At 61.4% G+C, this 17657-nt stretch carries 21 protein-coding genes and 1 pseudogene; 16 read left to right on the plus strand and 6 right to left on the minus strand.

The genetic code is table 11. The features are described 5' to 3' along the window. Positions 1-6 precede the first annotated feature (6 nt). Together NKI16_RS21460 and NKI16_RS21465 are read right to left on the minus strand one after the other, a co-directional pair. A complete protein-coding gene (locus NKI16_RS21460; RefSeq protein WP_352783314.1) occupies positions 7-1911 on the minus strand; it encodes a L,D-transpeptidase family protein in 1905 nt (634 codons plus the stop codon). Between the two features lie 219 nt (positions 1912-2130). Continuing rightward, complete coding sequence (locus tag NKI16_RS21465; protein WP_023675028.1) at positions 2131-2877, minus strand: 3-oxoacyl-ACP reductase family protein; 747 nt, start codon at positions 2875-2877, stop codon at positions 2131-2133. Between the two features lie 98 nt (positions 2878-2975). On the opposite strand from NKI16_RS21465, the gene NKI16_RS21470 reads away from it, so the two are divergent. After that, the gene (locus NKI16_RS21470; protein ID WP_023675027.1) at positions 2976-3590 is read left to right on the plus strand and encodes a TetR/AcrR family transcriptional regulator; all 615 of its coding nucleotides are present in this window, start codon (positions 2976-2978) and stop codon (positions 3588-3590) included. A 34-nt stretch (positions 3591-3624) separates the two neighbouring features. On the opposite strand, the gene NKI16_RS21475 is transcribed toward NKI16_RS21470, so the two are convergent. Continuing rightward, positions 3625-4533 carry an alpha/beta hydrolase gene (locus NKI16_RS21475; protein ID WP_023675026.1) on the minus strand — a complete coding sequence of 303 codons (909 nt, stop codon included), beginning with the start codon at positions 4531-4533 and terminating at the stop codon, positions 3625-3627. 47 nt (positions 4534-4580) lie between these two features. Between NKI16_RS21475 and NKI16_RS21480 the strand changes: the two genes are divergently transcribed. Further along, positions 4581-5033: a MarR family winged helix-turn-helix transcriptional regulator gene (locus NKI16_RS21480; RefSeq protein ID WP_352923656.1), complete on the plus strand. Its 453-nt coding sequence runs from the start codon at positions 4581-4583 to the stop codon at positions 5031-5033. 27 nt (positions 5034-5060) lie between these two features. Here the strand turns inward: NKI16_RS21480 and NKI16_RS21485 are convergent, their stop codons facing one another. Beyond that, positions 5061-5672, minus strand: coding sequence for a pyridoxamine 5'-phosphate oxidase family protein (locus tag NKI16_RS21485; protein WP_023675024.1), 612 nt, complete (start codon positions 5670-5672; stop codon positions 5061-5063). A 159-nt stretch (positions 5673-5831) separates the two neighbouring features. Here NKI16_RS21485 and NKI16_RS21490 point away from each other — a divergent pair, with 159 nt between their 5' ends. After that, the gene (locus tag NKI16_RS21490) at positions 5832-6260 is read left to right on the plus strand and encodes a nuclear transport factor 2 family protein (RefSeq protein WP_023675023.1); all 429 of its coding nucleotides are present in this window, start codon (positions 5832-5834) and stop codon (positions 6258-6260) included. Positions 6261-6283: 23 nt separating this feature from the next. Here NKI16_RS21490 and NKI16_RS21495 read toward each other — a convergent pair whose 3' ends face one another. Next, the gene (locus NKI16_RS21495) at positions 6284-6637 is read right to left on the minus strand and encodes a gamma-butyrobetaine hydroxylase family protein (RefSeq protein ID WP_023675022.1); all 354 of its coding nucleotides are present in this window, start codon (positions 6635-6637) and stop codon (positions 6284-6286) included. A 199-nt stretch (positions 6638-6836) separates the two neighbouring features. Between NKI16_RS21495 and moaA the strand changes: the two genes are divergently transcribed. Together moaA and NKI16_RS21505 are read left to right on the plus strand one after the other, a co-directional pair. After that, positions 6837-7832: a GTP 3',8-cyclase MoaA gene (gene moaA / locus NKI16_RS21500; RefSeq protein ID WP_031211306.1), complete on the plus strand. Its 996-nt coding sequence runs from the start codon at positions 6837-6839 to the stop codon at positions 7830-7832. 55 nt (positions 7833-7887) lie between these two features. Further along, on the plus strand, positions 7888-8361 hold the full coding sequence (locus NKI16_RS21505; RefSeq protein WP_023675020.1) for a hypothetical protein: 474 nt from the start codon (positions 7888-7890) through the stop codon (positions 8359-8361). A gap of 51 nt (positions 8362-8412) precedes the next feature. Here NKI16_RS21505 and NKI16_RS21510 read toward each other — a convergent pair whose 3' ends face one another. Further along, the gene (locus NKI16_RS21510; protein ID WP_352621781.1) at positions 8413-9141 is read right to left on the minus strand and encodes a DUF1579 family protein; all 729 of its coding nucleotides are present in this window, start codon (positions 9139-9141) and stop codon (positions 8413-8415) included. 198 nt (positions 9142-9339) lie between these two features. Between NKI16_RS21510 and NKI16_RS21515 the strand changes: the two genes are divergently transcribed. From NKI16_RS21515 to NKI16_RS21565, 11 genes and pseudogenes are all read left to right on the plus strand, one after another. Next, positions 9340-9696 (plus strand): hypothetical protein, encoded by a 357-nt coding sequence (locus tag NKI16_RS21515; protein ID WP_023675018.1) that lies wholly within the window; start codon positions 9340-9342, stop codon positions 9694-9696. A 122-nt stretch (positions 9697-9818) separates the two neighbouring features. Beyond that, positions 9819-10739 (plus strand): DMT family transporter, encoded by a 921-nt coding sequence (locus NKI16_RS21520; protein ID WP_023675017.1) that lies wholly within the window; start codon positions 9819-9821, stop codon positions 10737-10739. A 58-nt stretch (positions 10740-10797) separates the two neighbouring features. Continuing rightward, complete coding sequence (gene mobA, locus NKI16_RS21525; RefSeq protein ID WP_023675016.1) at positions 10798-11427, plus strand: molybdenum cofactor guanylyltransferase MobA; 630 nt, start codon at positions 10798-10800, stop codon at positions 11425-11427. Beyond that, positions 11424-11933: a molybdopterin-guanine dinucleotide biosynthesis protein B gene (gene mobB, locus NKI16_RS21530; protein WP_023675015.1), complete on the plus strand. Its 510-nt coding sequence runs from the start codon at positions 11424-11426 to the stop codon at positions 11931-11933. The genes mobA and mobB overlap by 4 nt, the downstream gene beginning before the upstream one ends. A 213-nt stretch (positions 11934-12146) precedes the next feature. Beyond that, positions 12147-12929 (plus strand): ABC transporter substrate-binding protein, encoded by a 783-nt coding sequence (locus NKI16_RS21535; protein WP_023675014.1) that lies wholly within the window; start codon positions 12147-12149, stop codon positions 12927-12929. A 118-nt stretch (positions 12930-13047) separates the two neighbouring features. Next, positions 13048-13761 (plus strand): ABC transporter permease, encoded by a 714-nt coding sequence (locus NKI16_RS21540; RefSeq protein WP_023675013.1) that lies wholly within the window; start codon positions 13048-13050, stop codon positions 13759-13761. Beyond that, complete coding sequence (locus NKI16_RS21545) at positions 13758-14585, plus strand: ABC transporter permease (RefSeq protein ID WP_023675012.1); 828 nt, start codon at positions 13758-13760, stop codon at positions 14583-14585. The genes NKI16_RS21540 and NKI16_RS21545 overlap by 4 nt, the downstream gene beginning before the upstream one ends. Positions 14586-14643: 58 nt before the next feature. After that, positions 14644-15519 (plus strand): annotated as a pseudogene (locus NKI16_RS21550) (NAD(P)-dependent oxidoreductase); the annotation flags it as partial. 9 nt (positions 15520-15528) lie between these two features. Next, complete coding sequence (locus NKI16_RS21555; RefSeq protein WP_352621783.1) at positions 15529-16233, plus strand: DNA alkylation repair protein; 705 nt, start codon at positions 15529-15531, stop codon at positions 16231-16233. Continuing rightward, positions 16193-16774, plus strand: coding sequence for a GNAT family N-acetyltransferase (locus tag NKI16_RS21560; RefSeq protein ID WP_023675009.1), 582 nt, complete (start codon positions 16193-16195; stop codon positions 16772-16774). Before NKI16_RS21555 ends, NKI16_RS21560 begins: the two co-directional genes overlap by 41 nt. Before the next feature lie 68 nt (positions 16775-16842). Continuing rightward, entirely contained in the window at positions 16843-17415 is a 573-nt protein-coding gene (locus tag NKI16_RS21565; protein WP_023675008.1) for a DUF3299 domain-containing protein, read from the plus strand. Positions 17416-17657: the final 242 nt, after the last annotated feature.

Below are 17657 nucleotides of genomic sequence, written 5' to 3' on the forward strand. Positions count from 1 at the left end.
CATTCGTCAGCTTGCCGGCGAACGCACCGCTTCCGTGCTGTCGAGCGCCTGCTGCAGCCTTGTATCGCGGCCGTAGACGTCATTGAAATATTCTACCTTGCCGGACAGGTCCGGCCATGCGGTGAAATAGGCGACATAGACCGGGATCTTGCGTGTCACGTCCTCGGTCGAATGTCCGTGTTTCAGTTTGTCCTCGATGTAGTCGACCGAGGTGCCGAGCACGGCAGCGGCCATGCCGCGCGGATCCTGCAAGCGAACGCAGCCATGGCTGAGCGCACGCATGTCGCGCTGGAAAAACGACTTCTGCGGCGTATCGTGCATGTAGATTGCATGCTTGTTGGGGAACAGTATCTTCAGCTCGCCCAGCGCGTTGGCCTCGCTCGGCAGCTGGCGCACGCCGTAGGGTATCTTTGCGCCGTAGGCGCCCCAATTGACCGAGGACGAGGGAATGCGCTTGCCGCGGGCATTGACCACCTCGTAGCCGGCGCGGTCGAGATAGCCAGGATCCCGGCGCAGCCGCGGCAGCATCTCGTTGACCAGGATCGACTGCGGCACGCCCCAATAGGGATGGAAGTCGACCTGCTCTATCTGGTCATAGAAGAAAGCAGTCTGGTTGGTGGGCCTGCCAACCACGGCGCGGGTCTTCAGCTTCTCCTCGCCATCATCGATATAGCTCGCGGCGAAAGCCGGCTGGTTGATGAAGACGCGCGGGCTGCCAAGGTCGGAAGGCAACCAGCGCAACTCTTCGAGCGCAACCCGAACCTTCTGAATTTTGTCGGCCTTGGACGTTCCGGCCAACGATGCAACGGTACGCGGGCCGATGACGCCGTCGCCTTTCATGCCGGCCCGTTTCTGCACCGCCTTGATCACCGGCACCAGCTCCGGATCGTAGACCTCGCTGGTAGCGAGCCTCGCCAGGACCTCGCCATAGGCGCCGCCCATCTCGTCATCGAGATTGCGCGCGATCTTTGTCAAAAGCTTCGGCAGCTCGGGGCTGGTCTGCCCCGGCTTCAACAGCAGATTGGGATCGATGGCGATTTCGTCTTCGGCGCTGGCCTGGAGCGCTTCCAGTTCGACGCGCAGCGCCTGATACTCGGAATTCTGTGGATGCCGCGACTCGAGATAAGTGCGCACTTGCTGGGTATGAGCCAGCGTCTTCAGCACCCCTTCCATGTCGAGCGGCTTCGGCGGAAAATCGTAGTAGCCGGTCATGCGGTTGGGATCGACGCGGCCGCTTTGTGCGTCACGGGCGTAGCGCAGGACACGCGCCGACAGCGCCATCTCGAAGCGGACCAGCTCTTTCAGGCGTTCATCGACATTGCCCGCCGATGTGCCTGCTGCCGGAACTTCGACGGTGTAGTCGGCGGGCTTCAGGCCGTAGCTCGCGGCCTCGCCCAGCACCCGCACGGCATCCTGGGCACGGCTGCTGGGACTGGTTCCCGTCACCCAGATGAAATCCGGATTGGCCGAGTAATAGGCGATCAGCGCCTTGGCGATGTCCTTCTCGGCGTAGAGATCATAGCCGTCGAGGCCGGCAATGGCTTCGCGGAATGCAGCCCCGGTGGCCGCCGGCTCGAAAGCAGCGTCCTGAGGCGTTGCTGGTTCAGGCGCTGCCGACAGTGCCGAAAAATCGACGCGCACCAGCGGATCGCTCTTGTAGGTATAATAGGACGGGCCGCTGATTTGCGCACCACCACCGCCCCCACCACCGGAAGCGGCCGGCGCCTTGGGCTTCGGCTTGTATTTTGACGGTGGCGGCGGAAAGTTACCTTTCGGCGGTGCGTGTTTGACGCCGCCGCCGAAAAGCATGTCGAAGAACCCTTGCGCTTCAGCCTTCGGCGCCCCGAAGGCCAGCATTGCCGCGGCCACCGCAAACGGCAGCACGGTTGCTTTGTTTCCAAGGAGTTTCATGGATCACCCGCTCCGGTTGAACCGGATCCCGTTCCGCACCGCTTTCACGGTCTCGCCCACCCCATGGCGGATGTAAGGCGTGACTACACTGATTCATACTGATTTCGTTAAGCTTTCATAAATTTCGGAACGTCTGTTGCAGAACGGTTTCACAACGTCGTGACGGGGGAGCGAATCCGCCGTCGCTCCCGACCAATGGTAGTGCCCGTGAGCCAAACCTCAAGCGTTGGCGCCGCCGTCGATGGTCAATGCCGCGCCTGTCACGAAGCGCCCTTCGGGGCCGGCAAGCCACGCAACCATGCCGGCGATCTCGTCGGCCGTGCCGAAGCGAGGCATCGCCATCTTCTGGCGCTGATGCTCGGCGTGCGGGCCGCCTGCCGGATTCATGTCGGTATCGGTCGACCCCGGATGGACGACATTGGCGGTGATGCCGCGCGGACCGAGATCGCGTGCAAAGGCCTTGGTCAGGCCAACCAAGGCAGCCTTGCTGGCCGAATAGGCGCTCAGGCCGGCGTCCGTGGCACGCTCGGCCAGATTGCTGCCGATCGAGATGATCCGGCCACCCTCGCCCATATGCGCTGCTGCCGCCTTGGCGGCGACGAACGGGGCTCTGAGGTTGACCTCCATTGTCTCATCGAAATCGGCAAGCGACAGGACATCGATCGGCGCAGCGCGCCAGATGCCGGCGCTATTGACCAGGATGTCGAGCCGTCCGAAGGCTTTTGCTGCCTCATCGACTGCCGCCTCGATCGCACCAGCATCGCGATTGTCGGCCTTGATGGCAAAGGTCCGGCCGCCGGCCGCCTCGATTTCCCTGACCACCGCACGCGCCCCTTCCTCGCCATTCACATAGGTGATCGCCACGCCTGCGCCGTCGGCCGCGAGCCTTCTTGCGATCGCCGCACCAATGCCGCGGCTGCCGCCGGTGACGAGGGCGGCCTTGCCGTTCAAGCTTCTGGATGACATCTGCTTCTCCATTTTGTAGTGATTGATACATAAATATCTGCCAGCCTTGCTGAACCACGTCAACTGAATTATGTATCGATCAATACAGAAAGGATGCCATGCCGGAACGAGGCCGCCCCCGCACCTTCGATCGAGCCGCCGCCTTGCGGCGCGCAATGGAAGTGTTTTGGGCCAAGGGTTATGAGGGCGCGTCGATAAGCGACCTGACCGCTGCAATGGGCATCAACTCACCCAGCCTCTATGCCGCCTTCGGCAGCAAGGAAGCGCTGTTTCTCGAGGCAACCGAGCTTTACACGCGGGTCGAGGGAACCGAGATCTGGTCCGCGCTGGACAAGGCGCCGACCGCGCGCCAGGCGGTCGAGCGGTTCCTGCGGCAGACGGCCAGGGCCTATTCACAGACCGGTCGCCCGCAAGGCTGCCTTATCGCGCTCGGCGCTTTGCACCAGGATTCAAGCCGCGGCGCCATCTGCGATGATCTGCGCCGTCGCCGCGCCGAAAACCGCGAAGCCTTGCTGAGACGCCTCGAGAGTGGCGTGGCCGAGGGAGAGTTGCCGGCCGATTTCGACTGCGGTACGGCCGCGACCTTCTACGCGACCGTGCAGCACGGCATGTCGATCCAGGCGCGCGACGGCGCGTCGCGCTCGGCTCTTCTGGCGACGGTGGCCGGGGCGATGGCAGCTTGGATAGCGATGGCCAGCACCGGGGCGGCGTGACGGTCGAAACCGGCTGACAAGAACGATATTCAGGTCACTGCAGAGACGGCTCCAGTCTGCCGGCAACGAAGCCAACGGCACGCTCCGCCACACCCCTGTCGGCGAGAATGCGGCGGTGGCCGAGCCCGTCGGCCCAGTAAAGCCGCACATGGTCGCCGGCGCGCGCGTAGAGCCTTGCATGCTCGGCGGACACTTCGCGGTCGTTCGGCGCGTGGATCACCAGCGTCGGCAGCGGCGTGCTTGCGAGCTGGCGGTCACCGGTGAACTCGTGCAACGGCCGGCCGGCGATGCGCTCGACCCGGTCGGCCATGGCGGCCTGCGAGCGCGAGCCGACATTCAGCATGCGGCTGAAATCAGCGAAGATCGCCGGCAGCGAGCTCGGCGCGGCGATAAGCACCAGCCGCCCGGCCGCCAATCGCGGGATGTTCCTGATCGAACCGGCGACGGCGTTGGCGGCAACGGCACCACCAAAGGAATGGCCGACAATGGCCGCGAACGGGCCGAACCATTCGCCGGCAACCCGTGCCGCATCGACCGCACTGACCAGGGTAAGCCGGCGGCCCTGCGACTGGCCGTGGCCCGGCAGATCGAGCGAGACCACCTTGTAGCCGGCATCGCGATAGGCTTCGATCAGCGCGCGCATGTATTCGGTGCGCGAACGCCAACCATGGATGACGAGCACGGTGCCGGCAGTCGCCCTGCCCGGCTCGGGCCGGAATTCATGCACCATGACGCAGCCGGTTCTGGTCTTTAGCCGGTGATGGCGTGCCTGGGTCATGAAATCGGCGGCGCGATCAATTGCGCTGCGCTCGCCTTTGCTCAAGCTCTTCTCGTGCGGCGTGCGGCAGAACAGCTCGAATGCAGCACGCCCGGTGAGTCGCGGTGCCACATGCTCAGCCACGCCGAACGTGCCGCGGATGACCTTCAGTCCAAATGATGCCATAGTGGCGATCCATTCATTGGTTCAAGCATGAACATAATAGTTCAAACATGAACATTAAGCAAGACCTGCCCTGGGACAACCCGCGTTTTCGCAACTGGGTCGCGGTGGCGCGCGCCTGCCATGTGGTGGAACGCACCCTGGCGGTGAAGCTTGCGCCGCTCGACCTGAAGCCGGCGCAGCTCGACGTGCTGATGAACCTCTACCGTCATCCCGGCATGTCGCAGCACGACCTTGCTCGTCGGCTGCTGGTCGGCCGCTCCAACATCACTATGCTTTTGCCTCAGCTGGAGGCCCGTGGCCTGCTGCGCCGCGAGGGCGACGAGAAGGACAAGCGCGTGCTGAGGCTGACGTTGACAAAGGCCGGCGAGGCACTGCTGATGCAGGCGCTGAAGGTCCATATGGCGCTGATCGAGAAGGCGATGAGCCAGTCGACGCCGGAACAATGTGACATGATCGGCGAACAGATGCGTAGGATTGCCGAGGTTTTGAAGACCGCCTGACAGCCCAGTGCTCCACCACCAAATGCTTCACCACATCGATTTTTTCGCGCGCTCGGGCCATTCCTTGTCGTAGACCTCGCCGTCAATGTTCTTGCGGCTGGTGATTTCCAGGATTTGGCCGGGAGTCGGCAGCGATCTCGGGTCGACATGCCTTGCCGGATTCCACAGTTCCGATCGGTGGATGGCGCGGGCGCACTGGAAATAAACCGCATCGATCTCGATGATCGTCACCGAGCGCGCCGGCTTGCCCTCGACGGCGAACGAGGCGCAGAGCCCGGTATCGGTGGTGATGTGGGCGCGGCCATTGACGCGCAGCGTCGTGCCGGAACCCGGCACCAGGAACAGGAGCGCGACGCGCGGATCGCGAAGGATGTTCCTTAGCGAATCGGCACGGTTGTTGCCGCGCCGGTCCGGCATCATCAGCGTTTTCGGATCATGGATGCGGACGAACCCGGCGAGATCGCCGCGCGGCGAGCAGTCCAGCCCTTCTGGCCCGCAGGTTGCGAGCGCGGCAAACGGCGAAGCCTCGATGATAGCTGCGTATTCGCGAATCAGCTGGTCGAGTTCCTTGACCACCGACGCCTCGCCGGGCAGGCCATAGAGCGCTTCAAGCTGTTCGATGCTGGTGATCATGGACATGTTTTCGTCTCCAAAGCTTTGCCGGCGCTACTCCAGATGGATGACGTTTTCACGACAAGTGCCCGTTTGCCGGTCATCAGGAAACGGGTGTCGAGGCAACGCAAACAAGGGCAAACCGCTTTACCTGCATGATCGTGCCAATGGATACGGAGGTCAAAAATGGATAAACCGCTCGACCGGCGACGCACCGCCATGGAACTTATTGAAAACATGTTCAATGTTGAAATGCGTTTCCTGCAATCAGGGTCGGAGAGCCTTGATGTGCTTGCCGGCGCATTTCATGCCGAGATTGTCGTGCATGAGCCGCGCTCCCTGCCCTATGCCGGTGACTGGAACGGCCTCGACGGCGTTGGCGCCCTTTTCCGCAAAATGCGGGAAATCTGGAGCGACGTGGCGGTGGAGGACCTTCAGGTCGCCCAAAACGATGACACGGTGTTCATGAGCTGCTCGCTTTCGCTGACATCGCGGGCCAATGGTGCAACCATCAAACAGCCGTTTGCCGAAGTCTTGCGCTTCAAGGATGATCGGCTGATCGAAGGTACGCCGTTTTATCACGACACCAGCGAGATACTGGCAATCCTGCGTTGACCTGAGAGTCCTGCGGGATCCATTCAACGGTCGCGGCTCAGCCCCTTCTCTTCCAGTTCGGCGAGATAGGCGGCCCAGCGTGCATCCTTCTCATGACCCAGCGTATGCAGGTAATTCCAGGTGAAGATGCCGGTATCATGGAAATCGTCGAAGGTGATGCGCACGGCATAATTGCCGACCGGCTCGATCTTCAGAATCGTTACATTGCGCTTGCCGGGAACGGTGACGCGCTGTTCGGGCGAATGGCCCTGCACCTCGGCCGATGGCGAGGCGACGCGCAGCAGCTCGGCCGACAATTCGAACGGCTGATGGCCCGGAAAGGTGACGGAAAGCAGCTTGCGGTCCTTCGAGACCCTGAGTTCTTTTGGCGCTGTCATGCTGATGGATCCTGCGGAATACCACCCTTCCCTACGCCGCTTCGCGTCGAGGGAACAGGCCGTTTCAGAACTTCCGACATGATCTGTCGGCGTCGGAATGTTACCGATGATCGCGAGCTTCTATCTTGAATGCCAAGTTGGCTCGTATCACATAGCCATATATAACGAAGCCGTTCACGCCCACGGGAAGCGCACAAGCATGGATATGATCGATCCTTTCGGTCGCACGATCACCTACCTGCGCGTGTCGGTCACCGACCGCTGCGATTTCCGCTGCACCTATTGCATGGCCGAGGACATGACGTTCCTGCCGAAGAAGGACCTGCTGTCGCTGGAAGAGCTCGACCGGCTCTGCACGGTCTTCATCGAAAAGGGTGTGCGCAAGCTCCGCCTCACCGGCGGTGAGCCGCTTGTGCGCAAGAACATCATGCACCTGGTACGCCAGCTTTCGCGGCATCTCGAGAGTGGTGCACTGGAAGAGCTGACGCTGACCACCAACGGATCGCAGCTTTCCCGCTTTGCCACCGAGCTCGCCGACTGCGGCGTCAAGCGCATTAACGTCTCGCTCGATACCCTCGATGCCGACAAATTCCGCCAGATCACCCGCTGGGGCAATCTGGACAAGGTCATGGACGGCATCGACGCCGCGCAGGCGGCCGGGCTGAAGGTAAAGCTCAACGCCGTGGCGTTGAAGGACTTCAATGACGCCGAATTGCCGGAAATGCTGCGCTGGGCGCATGGCCGCGGCATGGATCTGACGGTCATCGAAACCATGCCGATGGGCGAGATCGACGCCGACCGCACCGACCAGTATTTGCCGCTGTCGCTGCTGCGCGCGGCTCTCGAACGCCAGTTCACGCTAAGCGACATTCCCTACAAGACCGGTGGCCCGGCCCGCTATGTCCAAGTCGCCGAGACCGGCGGACGGCTGGGCTTCATCACGCCGATGACGCATAATTTCTGCGAAAGCTGCAACCGGGTCCGGCTGACCTGCACCGGCACCCTTTACATGTGCCTCGGCCAGGAAGATGCCGCCGACCTGCGCGCGCCGCTGCGTGCGTCGGAAGGCAACGAGCTGGTCGCCGATGCCATCGACGAAGCAATCGGCCGCAAGCCCAAAGGCCACGACTTCATCATCGATCGCCGCACCAACCGTCCGTCGGTGTCGCGGCATATGAGCGTCACCGGCGGCTGATTTTTCGCCGATTTCGTGCAAGAATAATCGCCTTGGTATCGGCGCGAGGCAAAGCGTGCAGCGGTTTTTTGCAGTCCTGACGTTTTTCGGAGTGATGGCGGGGACCACGGCAGTTGCCGCGCCATTTACCTACACGAACGAGCGCTTCGGTACCATCTGCACCTTTCCGGATGAAATCTTCACTCTTCGCCAGCCTGAGCCGGACAATGGCGATGGACAACAATGGCTCACTGCCGATGGCGCCAGCCTGATCTGTTCGGGTATCCTCAACATCGATGATGACACCCCGACAGCCTTCGTCTCCGCCGAGAGGGCCAGCAAGGAACCTGGCTACAGGATCACCTACAGCAAGACCGGCAAGGACTGGGCGGTGCTGTCGGGCATCAAAGGCGGGAACATCTTCTATGAACGCCGCCTGTTCGGAAAAGACGGTGTCATCCGCACGGTCTGGATCGACTACCCGCCAGCCCTGAAATCGAAATACGACCCGCTCGTCGATGCGATCGCCGGCAGCCTCAGGGGACCGTGAGCATCCGGCGACGTCAGAACTTATTGGCAGCCTATTGTTTTTGCTAGCGAGTCACGGTTGTTGGCGCGTGTAGTCATATCGTACGGCAAGCCATTTTTTGCCGCTGCCATTGGCCTGGAGGAAATGTTGCTCGGCCACTTCGTGATTGTCGCCGTCCCTGGAAATGACGAAATCGGAGGCCGTGAACCGCCCTTCGACCTCCGGGCCGAAGCCGACGAAACCAAGCGGCTGGAACAGCAGTGAAATCTTGCCGTCCTCCTCGCCACCAAAACTCCAGGCGGGCATGATCCCTGCCGGGAAACGGGTGTCCATGGAGACATACTTCCAGCGGCCCTCCACCCGGTCATAGCTCAAATAGGCTATCCGCTGGAAGTCCGGCATTTTCGACCCGGGCGCCGGGCGCATCACCTCCTGCATGAAGGGACCGATCATCGTGCGCTCGGCCACCAGCCCCGTCATCACGATCGGCTGGGCGCCGGGCGTTGGCCAGATCGTGTTGACGACGGACCATTTCCCGACGCGGCGAGCGAGCTCATCCGCTTCGTGACCCGGCGTGGACATCCGTTCGACTGCCGACGCCGAAGCGCCGTTCTCGGCGAACGCAGGCGCTATCGCCATGAGGATAACCGCCAGGGCAGAGGAGAACCCGAAAGCCGACGAAACATGCCGCCTGCTGCCTGTGCCAAGCCAGTCCGCATTGCCTCGTGCATTCATCATGGACCATCTCCCCAACACGATCAGAAGCTTACAATGACCAATTTGGTGAATCTTGCCGAGCAAATTTGATCTCGTCGAAAAATTCTCCTCGAGCCGCAGTGTGACAAATTTGCCCTCCGAACCCATCCTTTAGAACGGCACCTTTTTTGGGGTCACACCCAGAAAAGGTCTTGTCCGCAAACGGTCACCGGATTTACCGCAAGCCCATTCGGGCCTAGCCTCTGCTCTGGAGCGGTTCTTCGCCCAGTGGGGGAATACGATATGCGCAAACTCATTCTTTCTCTTGCATTGCTCAGCCTCGCGGCCCTGCCCGCGGCGGCTCAGTCGATCGGCGGCACCTATGCCGTGGCCGGCACCAATTTCGATGGGTCGTCCTATGGTGGCGACGCGACGATCACGCTGACCAGCGAGACGACCTGCACGATCCATTGGGAGACAGGCGGCTCGTCCTCGGACGGTATCTGCATGCGCAACGACGATGCCTTCTCCGCCGGCTATGTCATGGGCAAGGCGGTCGGTCTAGTCGTCTACAAGGTGCAGGAAGACGGCTCGCTGCATGGCCTGTGGACGATTGCCGGCAAGGAAGGCAACGGCACCGAGGTACTGACGCCCAAATAAGCCCTGCCGCTCTTGCGCGGCAGATGTCACGGGCCACAGAAAGGCTGTGGCCCAGCCCTTTGACGTTGCTGTCTTGTGGGTGCCTGCTAGACGCTCGCTGCAGGACTCACCCGGTAATCGCCTTGCCTCTTTCGCCAAACCTCCGCGGCGCGTTGTTCATGATGGTGGCCATGGCTGGTTTCACTCTCAACGATGCGATCACCAAATTCTCATCGGAATCGATGAACATGGCGCAGGTCATGCTGATCCGCGGCGCCTTCGCTTCGCTGTTCGTTGGCCTGCTTGCGTGGCAACGGGGCGCGCTTGCCCGGCCAGGTTCGATGCTGCAGCCGACCGTTGCGCTGCGCGTCGCCGGCGAGGCCGGCGCCACCGTGTCGTTCCTGGTTGCTCTGGCACATCTTCCGATCGCCAATGTCTCCGCCGTACTGCAGGCGCTGCCGCTGGCGGTGACGATGGGCGCCGCGCTTGTGTTCAACGAGGGCGTCGGCTGGCGGCGCTGGCTGGCCATTGCCGCCGGTTTTGCCGGCGTGCTGATCATCGTGCGGCCCGGCTTCGAAGGGTTCAGCGTCTTTTCTCTGCTGGCGCTGGCCAGCGTCGCATGCTGCGCGGTGCGCGATCTCGCTACCAAGCGGATCCCGCAGGCAATTCCAACATTGCTGGTGTCGACCGCCACCGCACTTGCCATGACAGTTCTGGGCGCGGCACTGCTTTCGCCGATGGGCGGCTGGACACCGATGACAGGACAAAGCACGGCGTTCCTGGCGCTGGCGGCGGTGCTCGTGCTCATCGGCTATCACTTCATCATCACGGCGATGCGGGTGGGCGATATCTCCTTCATCGCGCCGTTTCGCTACACCGCCCTGCTCTGGTCGATCTTGCTTGGCTTCACGATCTTCGGCGATGTCCCCGATCTGCCGATGATCCTCGGTGCCACGATCATCATCGCGTCAGGCCTCTATGCACTCTACCGCGAACGGATCGTCGGACGGCGAAAAACAGCCGCCGAAAGCACTGGACCGGACATGGCGCTGGACGGCATATAGAGTGACTGTCGACGACTGTCTGATTTGAAAACTGGATTTTGGGTCTAGGCAGCAAACGATGGGCCGACATATCGCAGGGATCATTCTGGCCGGCGGCCGATCGAGCCGGATGGGTGGCGGCGACAAGACGCTGCTTGCGCTTGGCGACGGTACCCTGCTCGACCGTGTCGTTTCGCGCCTTGGCCCGCAGGTCGGACCGCTCGCGCTAAACGCCAATGGCGATCCGACACGGTTTGCCGCGACGGGGCTTCCGGTGCTTGCCGACACTGTCAAAGGTTATGCCGGGCCGCTTGCCGGGATCCTGACCGGCCTCGAATGGGCTTCCGACACGACCTGCCAGGCGCTGGTCACGGCTGCCGGCGATACGCCTTTCCTGCCCAGGGATATGGTCGAGCGGCTGCTCGCGGCAGCCGACGAACGCCCCGGCTCGATTGCGGTCGCCTGTTCCGGCGGCAAACGGCATCCGACCTTTGCACTCTGGCCGCTAGGGTTAGATCAGGTCTTGCGACAATTTCTCGTCGAGGAAGACAACCGGCGCGTTGCGGCGTTCATCGACCGGCACGGTTTTGTCGAGGTGGAATTTCCCATCCTGAAATCCGGCGGGGCCGAGATCGATCCGTTCTTCAACATCAACACTCCCGACGACCTTGCCCAGGCCGTGCATCTGTTGCAGAGCATCGAGCCATGAAAAGACGTATTTTCGGCATCACCGGCTGGAAGAACTCCGGCAAGACGACATTGACCGAAAAGCTGGTAGCCGAACTCGTCCGGCGCGGCTGGAAAGTGTCGACGGTAAAACACGCCCATCATGATTTCGACATCGACAAACCCGGAGCGGACAGCTTTCGTCACCGGCAGGCGGGAGCGATGGAGGTCGCGGTCGTGTCGGGCAGGCGCTGGGCGCTGATGCACGAATTGCGCGGCGAGGACGAGCCGACGCTAGACGCGATCCTGTCACGGCTGGCACCGTGCGACATCGTGTTGGTCGAGGGTTACAAGCGCGAAGCGCACAAGAAAATCGAGACGAGACGGCTCGAGGCCAAGGACCGGACACCGCTCTCGGCAGGCGATCCACACATTGTCGCCATCGCCTCCGACTTCCCCATTGTCGGCGAAGACCTGCCGGCCTTCGATCTCGACGACACGAATTCGATAGCTGACTTCATCGAGCGCGCCACAAGCCTGTCGCGCTGAAAATGCGGCAGAAGACAGTTTCCGCCCACTTGCTTTCCAATTTAGGCGTCTGACCCAGCATCATCGCTTTCTGAACATGACCTTCCCTCAAGCGACGGTTTTGCAGTTGCTTTTTCTTGGGAAAGAATGGGAATATCGCATCAGCGGGCGGTCAAAAGCACCGCCCACAGAGCCGTTCGGGAACGACGGCCGGGACCAACAGAGAGGACCATTATGCGTATTGCACTGCGTATCGCGCTTGCCGCTTCGGCTGCGCTGCTGACGCTTGGCGTTGCCCAGGCCCAGGAAAAGACCTTGAGGATCGGCACCGAGGGAGCCTATCCCCCATTCAACAATCTGACAGCCGACGGCCAGCTCGTAGGCTTCGATATCGACATTGCCAAGGCGCTCTGCGACGAGATGAAGGTGAAGTGCACCTTTGTCGCGCAGGACTGGGACGGCATCATTCCCGCCCTTCAGGCAGGCAAGTTCGACGCCATCGTCGCGTCGATGTCGATCACGCCGGAACGCGCCGAGAAGGTCGACTTCACCCACAAATATTACAATACGCCGCCGGCGATTGCCGCGCCCAAGGACACCGACATCAAGGGTGTCACCAAGGAAGATTTGGCCGGCAAGACGATCGGCGTGCAGGCGTCCACCACGCATTTCAACTATTCGACCAAGACTTATACCGACAGCACCGTCAAGCCGTACCCGACCGCACAGGAATACCAGCTCGATCTGGCCAATGGCCGGCTCGATGCCGCCAATGACGACATCGTCGTGCTGCAGCAATGGCTGGATTCGCCGGACGGCGCCTGCTGCAAGCTGGTCGGCACAATCAAGCCGGTCATCGAAATCCACGGTCCGGGCGCCGGCATTGCCGTGCGCAAGGGCGAGACCGATCTGGTCAACCAGTTCAATGCGGCGATCGACGCCATCCGAGCAAACGGACAGTACAAGGAAATCAACGACAAATACTTCAAATATGATGTTTATGGCGGCGAGTCCTGATCGACCGACATACGAGGACTTGAACGGCGGGAGATTCCCGCCGTTCTTATAAGGATGCCGCGCACGAGGGGTGACGCGGCACGGGTCTCAAAGAGCCTTAAGGAGAACAGGCAGGCGGATGCAGAGCGCACTGACGCTTCTCAGTTGGGGACCCGAAGGCTGGCTCGACGACATCGCCGCGGGTGTGTTTGTCACAGTATGTCTTGCGCTGGCCACTCTGCCCTTCGGGCTGACGCTCGGCTTTTTCGTGGCGCTGGCCAAACAGTCGGAAGAGCCGTCGCTGAGACTGGCCGGGAACATCTACACCACGATTTTTCGCGGAATACCCGAGCTGCTCACGCTGTTTCTGATCTTCTTCGGCATCCCATTGATCCTGCAGTACATTGTCCGGCTGGTGAGCCCCGGAACGTCCGCCGACGTCAACAGCTTCGTCGCCGGCATGATCGCGCTCTGCTTCATTTTTTCCTCTTATTCCAGCGAGGTGTTTTTATCCGCCTTCCGCGCCATTCCAAAAGGGCAATATGAGGGAGGCTATTCGGTTGGCCTGTCCAGCGGCCAGACGATGCGGCTGATCGTGCTGCCGCAGTTGATCCGCATCGCGTTGCCCGGACTTGCCAATCTCTGGCTTATCCTGCTCAAGGACACCGCGCTCGTCTCGGCCGTCGGCCTCAACGAGATCCTCCGGCAGAGCGGGGTTGCCGCTCGCGTCACCAAGCACGCGTTCCTGTTTTACGGTTTTGCCGGCCTCATCTATCTCCTGCTGGCGATCGTCTCCTCCTTCGGCATCAACGCGATCGAACGAGCGGTCGGCGGCAGCGAGGTCAAGAGATGAGCCTTGCCACCGACACGCTGAAAGTCGACCGGCCGCCGCCGCCCGCACGCGGCTGGTCGCGCCAACGCATCCTCGGCCATGTCCTGGTCGGCCTGTGGATCGCTCTCGGCATTGGCATGGTCGTCTACCTGGTCGCTGCGTGGAACCCGGAGTTCTTCCAGAAATATGCACCCGGCTACATATCCGGCCTCGGCATCACCCTGTTGCTGGTTGCCATCTCGATTGTGCTTGGCGCGATCCTGTCCGTGCCGATCGCCTATGCACGCATGTCGAAGAACCCGATCCTTTCGGGGTTCGCCTATGCCTATGTCTATTTCTTTCGCGGCACGCCGCTGTTGGCGCAGACCTTCCTGGTCTACTATGGGGTCGGCTCCTTCCGGCCGGAGCTCGAGATGGTCGGACTGTGGGGCTTCTTCCGCGAAGCGTTCAACTGCGCGATCTTCGCCTTTTCGCTGAATACGGCGGCGTACCAGGCCGAGATTTTGCGTGGCGCGATCGAGAGCGTGCCGAGGGGCCAGTGGGAAGGTGCCGCCTCGCTCGGCCTGCACAAACTGCAGACGATGTGGAAGATCATCCTGCCGCAGGCGCTGATCGTCGCGTTGCGCCCGTATGGCAACGAGATCATCCTGATGATCAAGGGCTCGGCAATCGTCGCCATCATCACGGTCTACGATTTGATGGGCATCACCCGGCTCACCTATGCGCGCACCTTCGACTTTCAGTCGTATATCTGGGCGGCGATCATCTATCTGATCATCGTGGAAACATTGCGCCACGGCGTCGAGTGGATCGAACGGCGCATCACCATCCATCTACACCGCTGACTCCCATCGCCTTGCCTGATCCGGTAAGAAGACCGCAAAGCAGGCTTCTAAGGGATTCGAAAACATGGCTTCGGTGGCATTTCTTGGTCTTGGCGTCATGGGCTATCCGATGGCCGGACATCTCAAGAACAAGGGCGGTCACGACGTCACCGTCTACAACCGCACCAGGGCGAAGGCCGAGCAGTGGGTTGCCCAGCATGGCGGCAGCTTCGCCGCGACACCAGCAGAGGCGGCCGCGGGCAAGGACTTCGTCTTTTCCTGCGTCGGCAATGACGACGATCTGCGCTCGGTGACGACCGGTGCCGAAGGCGCCTTCAATTCCATGAAGAAAGGCGCCATCTTCATCGACAACACCACGGCATCTGCGGAGGTCGCGCGCGAACTGGCGCAGCAGGCGCAAGCGCTCGGGTTTTTGTTCCTCGACGCCCCGGTCTCCGGCGGTCAGGCAGGCGCCGAGAACGGCATGCTGACCGTGATGGTCGGCGGCGAGCCCGACGCCTTCGACAGGGCCAAGCCAGTCATAGATGCTTATGCCCGCATGGTCGGATTGATGGGACCGGCCGGGGCTGGCCAACTCACCAAGATGATCAACCAGATCTGCATCGCCGGCCTCGTTCAGGGCCTGGCGGAGGGTATCCATTTCGGCAAGAAGGCTGGGCTCGACATCGACAAGGTAATCGAGGTGATTTCCAAGGGTGCGGCCGGTTCCTGGCAGATGGAGAACCGCCACAAGACGATGAATGCCGGCAAATATGATTTCGGCTTCGCCGTCGACTGGATGCGCAAGGATCTTGGCATCTGCCTCGCCGAGGCCGACCGCAACGGCGCCAAACTGCCGGTGACGGCACTTGTCGACCAGTTCTACAAGGACGTGCAGGCGATGGGCGGCAAGCGCTGGGACACGTCCTCGCTGCTGGCGCGGCTGGAGAAATAGGATTTCACCGTGGCCGAGCTTTCGCCTCAATCCAGCGCCGATGAAATCGTCGCTCATCTGCGCTTGATCGCCTCGGAGGAAAATCGACTTGGCATGCTGCGCTACGGCATCAAGATCGAACGTGCGCTCGGTATCTCGCATGGCGTGCAGCGGCAGATTGCCAAGAAAATCAAGCGCAACCATGAGCGTGCCTTTGAGCTTTGGCAGACAGGCATCGTGGAGGCGCAGTTCATCGCTTCCGTGACAGCCGATCCGGAGCGGTTCTCCGCCGCGGATGCAAGACGATGGGCGGCGACTTTCGACTCGTGGGATATCGTCGACGGGGTCTCCGATCTCTTTGTCGATACGGATTGCTGGAAGGAATTGATCGCCGAATTCGCGGTCGACGAACGGGAATTCGTTCGACGCACGGCTTTTGCGATGATGGCCTGGTCGGTAGTCCACCGGAAGAAGGAACCCGAGACGACCTTCCTCGAATTCCTGTCGATCATCGAGGCGCATGCGACCGACGGCCGCAATTTTGTGAAGAAGGCCGTGAACTGGGCGCTTCGTTCGATCGGCAAGCGATCGATGAATTTGCACGGCCCTGCCCTTGCCCTGGCGCAAAAATTGGCGGCCTCGACAGACAGGACTGCTCGCTGGATCGGCAAGGATGCCGTGAAGGAACTTTCCGATGCCAAGACGCTCGAGCGGCTCGCCGCCAGAAAAGCTTGACCTGAGCGAAGTGCGCTTCACGGAGGTGACGCAATCGACGCGCGCCGATTTCGAAAACCTGTTCGAGCAACCCGGCGGGCCGAAATACTGCTGGTGTATGGCTTGGCGCAATCTCGACCGCCGCGAGCATGTCGAGAACGACGAGAAGAAACGCGCGATGATGACGCTGATCGACGCCGGCACGCCGGTCGGCATTGTCGCCCAGATCGATGGCCGGACCGTCGGCTGGTGCTCGATTGCGCCGCGCGAGACCTACCGCAAGCTGTCACGGCAGCAGGACGATAGCGAGATGGGCATCTGGTCGATCGTCTGCTTCTATGTACCGAGAGCGCTGCGCGGCGGCGGGCTGGCAAGCGCATTGCTCGACGCGGCCATCGATCACGCCTTTGCCAAAGGCGCCAAGACGATCGAAGCCTATCCCGTCGACCAGGCTTCGCCGAGCTACAGCTTCATGGGTTTTCGCGACATGTTCGTCGCCCGCGGCTTTCGCGAGATCGGCATGACCGGCTCGCGCCGGCATGTGATGCGGCTTGAACGTTGACCTTGGCGACAGCGGCAGCTTTACTTGCTGGCATAGGCCGCTGATCAAGGCTCAACAATGGAGCAGCAATGAGCAACCGTCTCAAATCAGGAGCGATCCTGGCGGCCGCGGTGTTCGTGTCCATTGTGGCAGACAGCGCTTGCGCCGGGACGATGCATATTTTCTGGAAGGATCTGCGCCCGGCGACCCAGGCAGCCGCCGAAAGCGTCGGACTGCCAATGATCGCGGCCAAAATGCCGGATCATGGCGAGACGCTCTCACTCAACTTGCAGGACAAGACCGTGCAACTCGCAGGCTATGCGCTGCCAGTCGACCGCGATGGTGATCTCGTCTACCAATTCCTGCTGGTGCCGTGGACGGGAGCCTGCAGCCACATGCCGACGCCGCCGCCCAACCAGATCGTCCTCGTCACGCCTGCACACCCTTACAGGATGTCCGAGGCCTACCAGCCGGTTTCGGTGACCGGCGCATTACGGCCGGGCATGGAGAAGAGCCAGCTTTTCATCCTTGACGGCGTCAGCGTCATCCAGTCGGGCTACACCGTGCGCAAGGCCGAGGTGGTCAATGTCGACACCGTGCCGGACACGATCACACTGCCGGTCAACTCGCCCTGGAGTTTCCTCAACAAAAAGAAGAACTAAGCGGGGCTAACTCAAGGAATAGACGGAACTGGAATAAGCATGGAGTTCGTGCAATCCGTTCCATCTATGGATACCATCGCGCGGCACCCCTCCCAAAGCCATATCACAAACGTGCCATGAGTATGCTGGCTGTCTATCCTACCTGGCGCCGTGAAAAATATCGATATTTCAGCCGCCGATTCTCCTGGGATGTCAAATTCTTCCGCCCACGGCTCGACTATCAAACGAACACTGTCGGTGCC

Source organism: Mesorhizobium sp. M0698, from assembly GCF_040320455.1.
Taxonomy (GTDB): Bacteria; Pseudomonadota; Alphaproteobacteria; order Rhizobiales; family Rhizobiaceae; genus Mesorhizobium.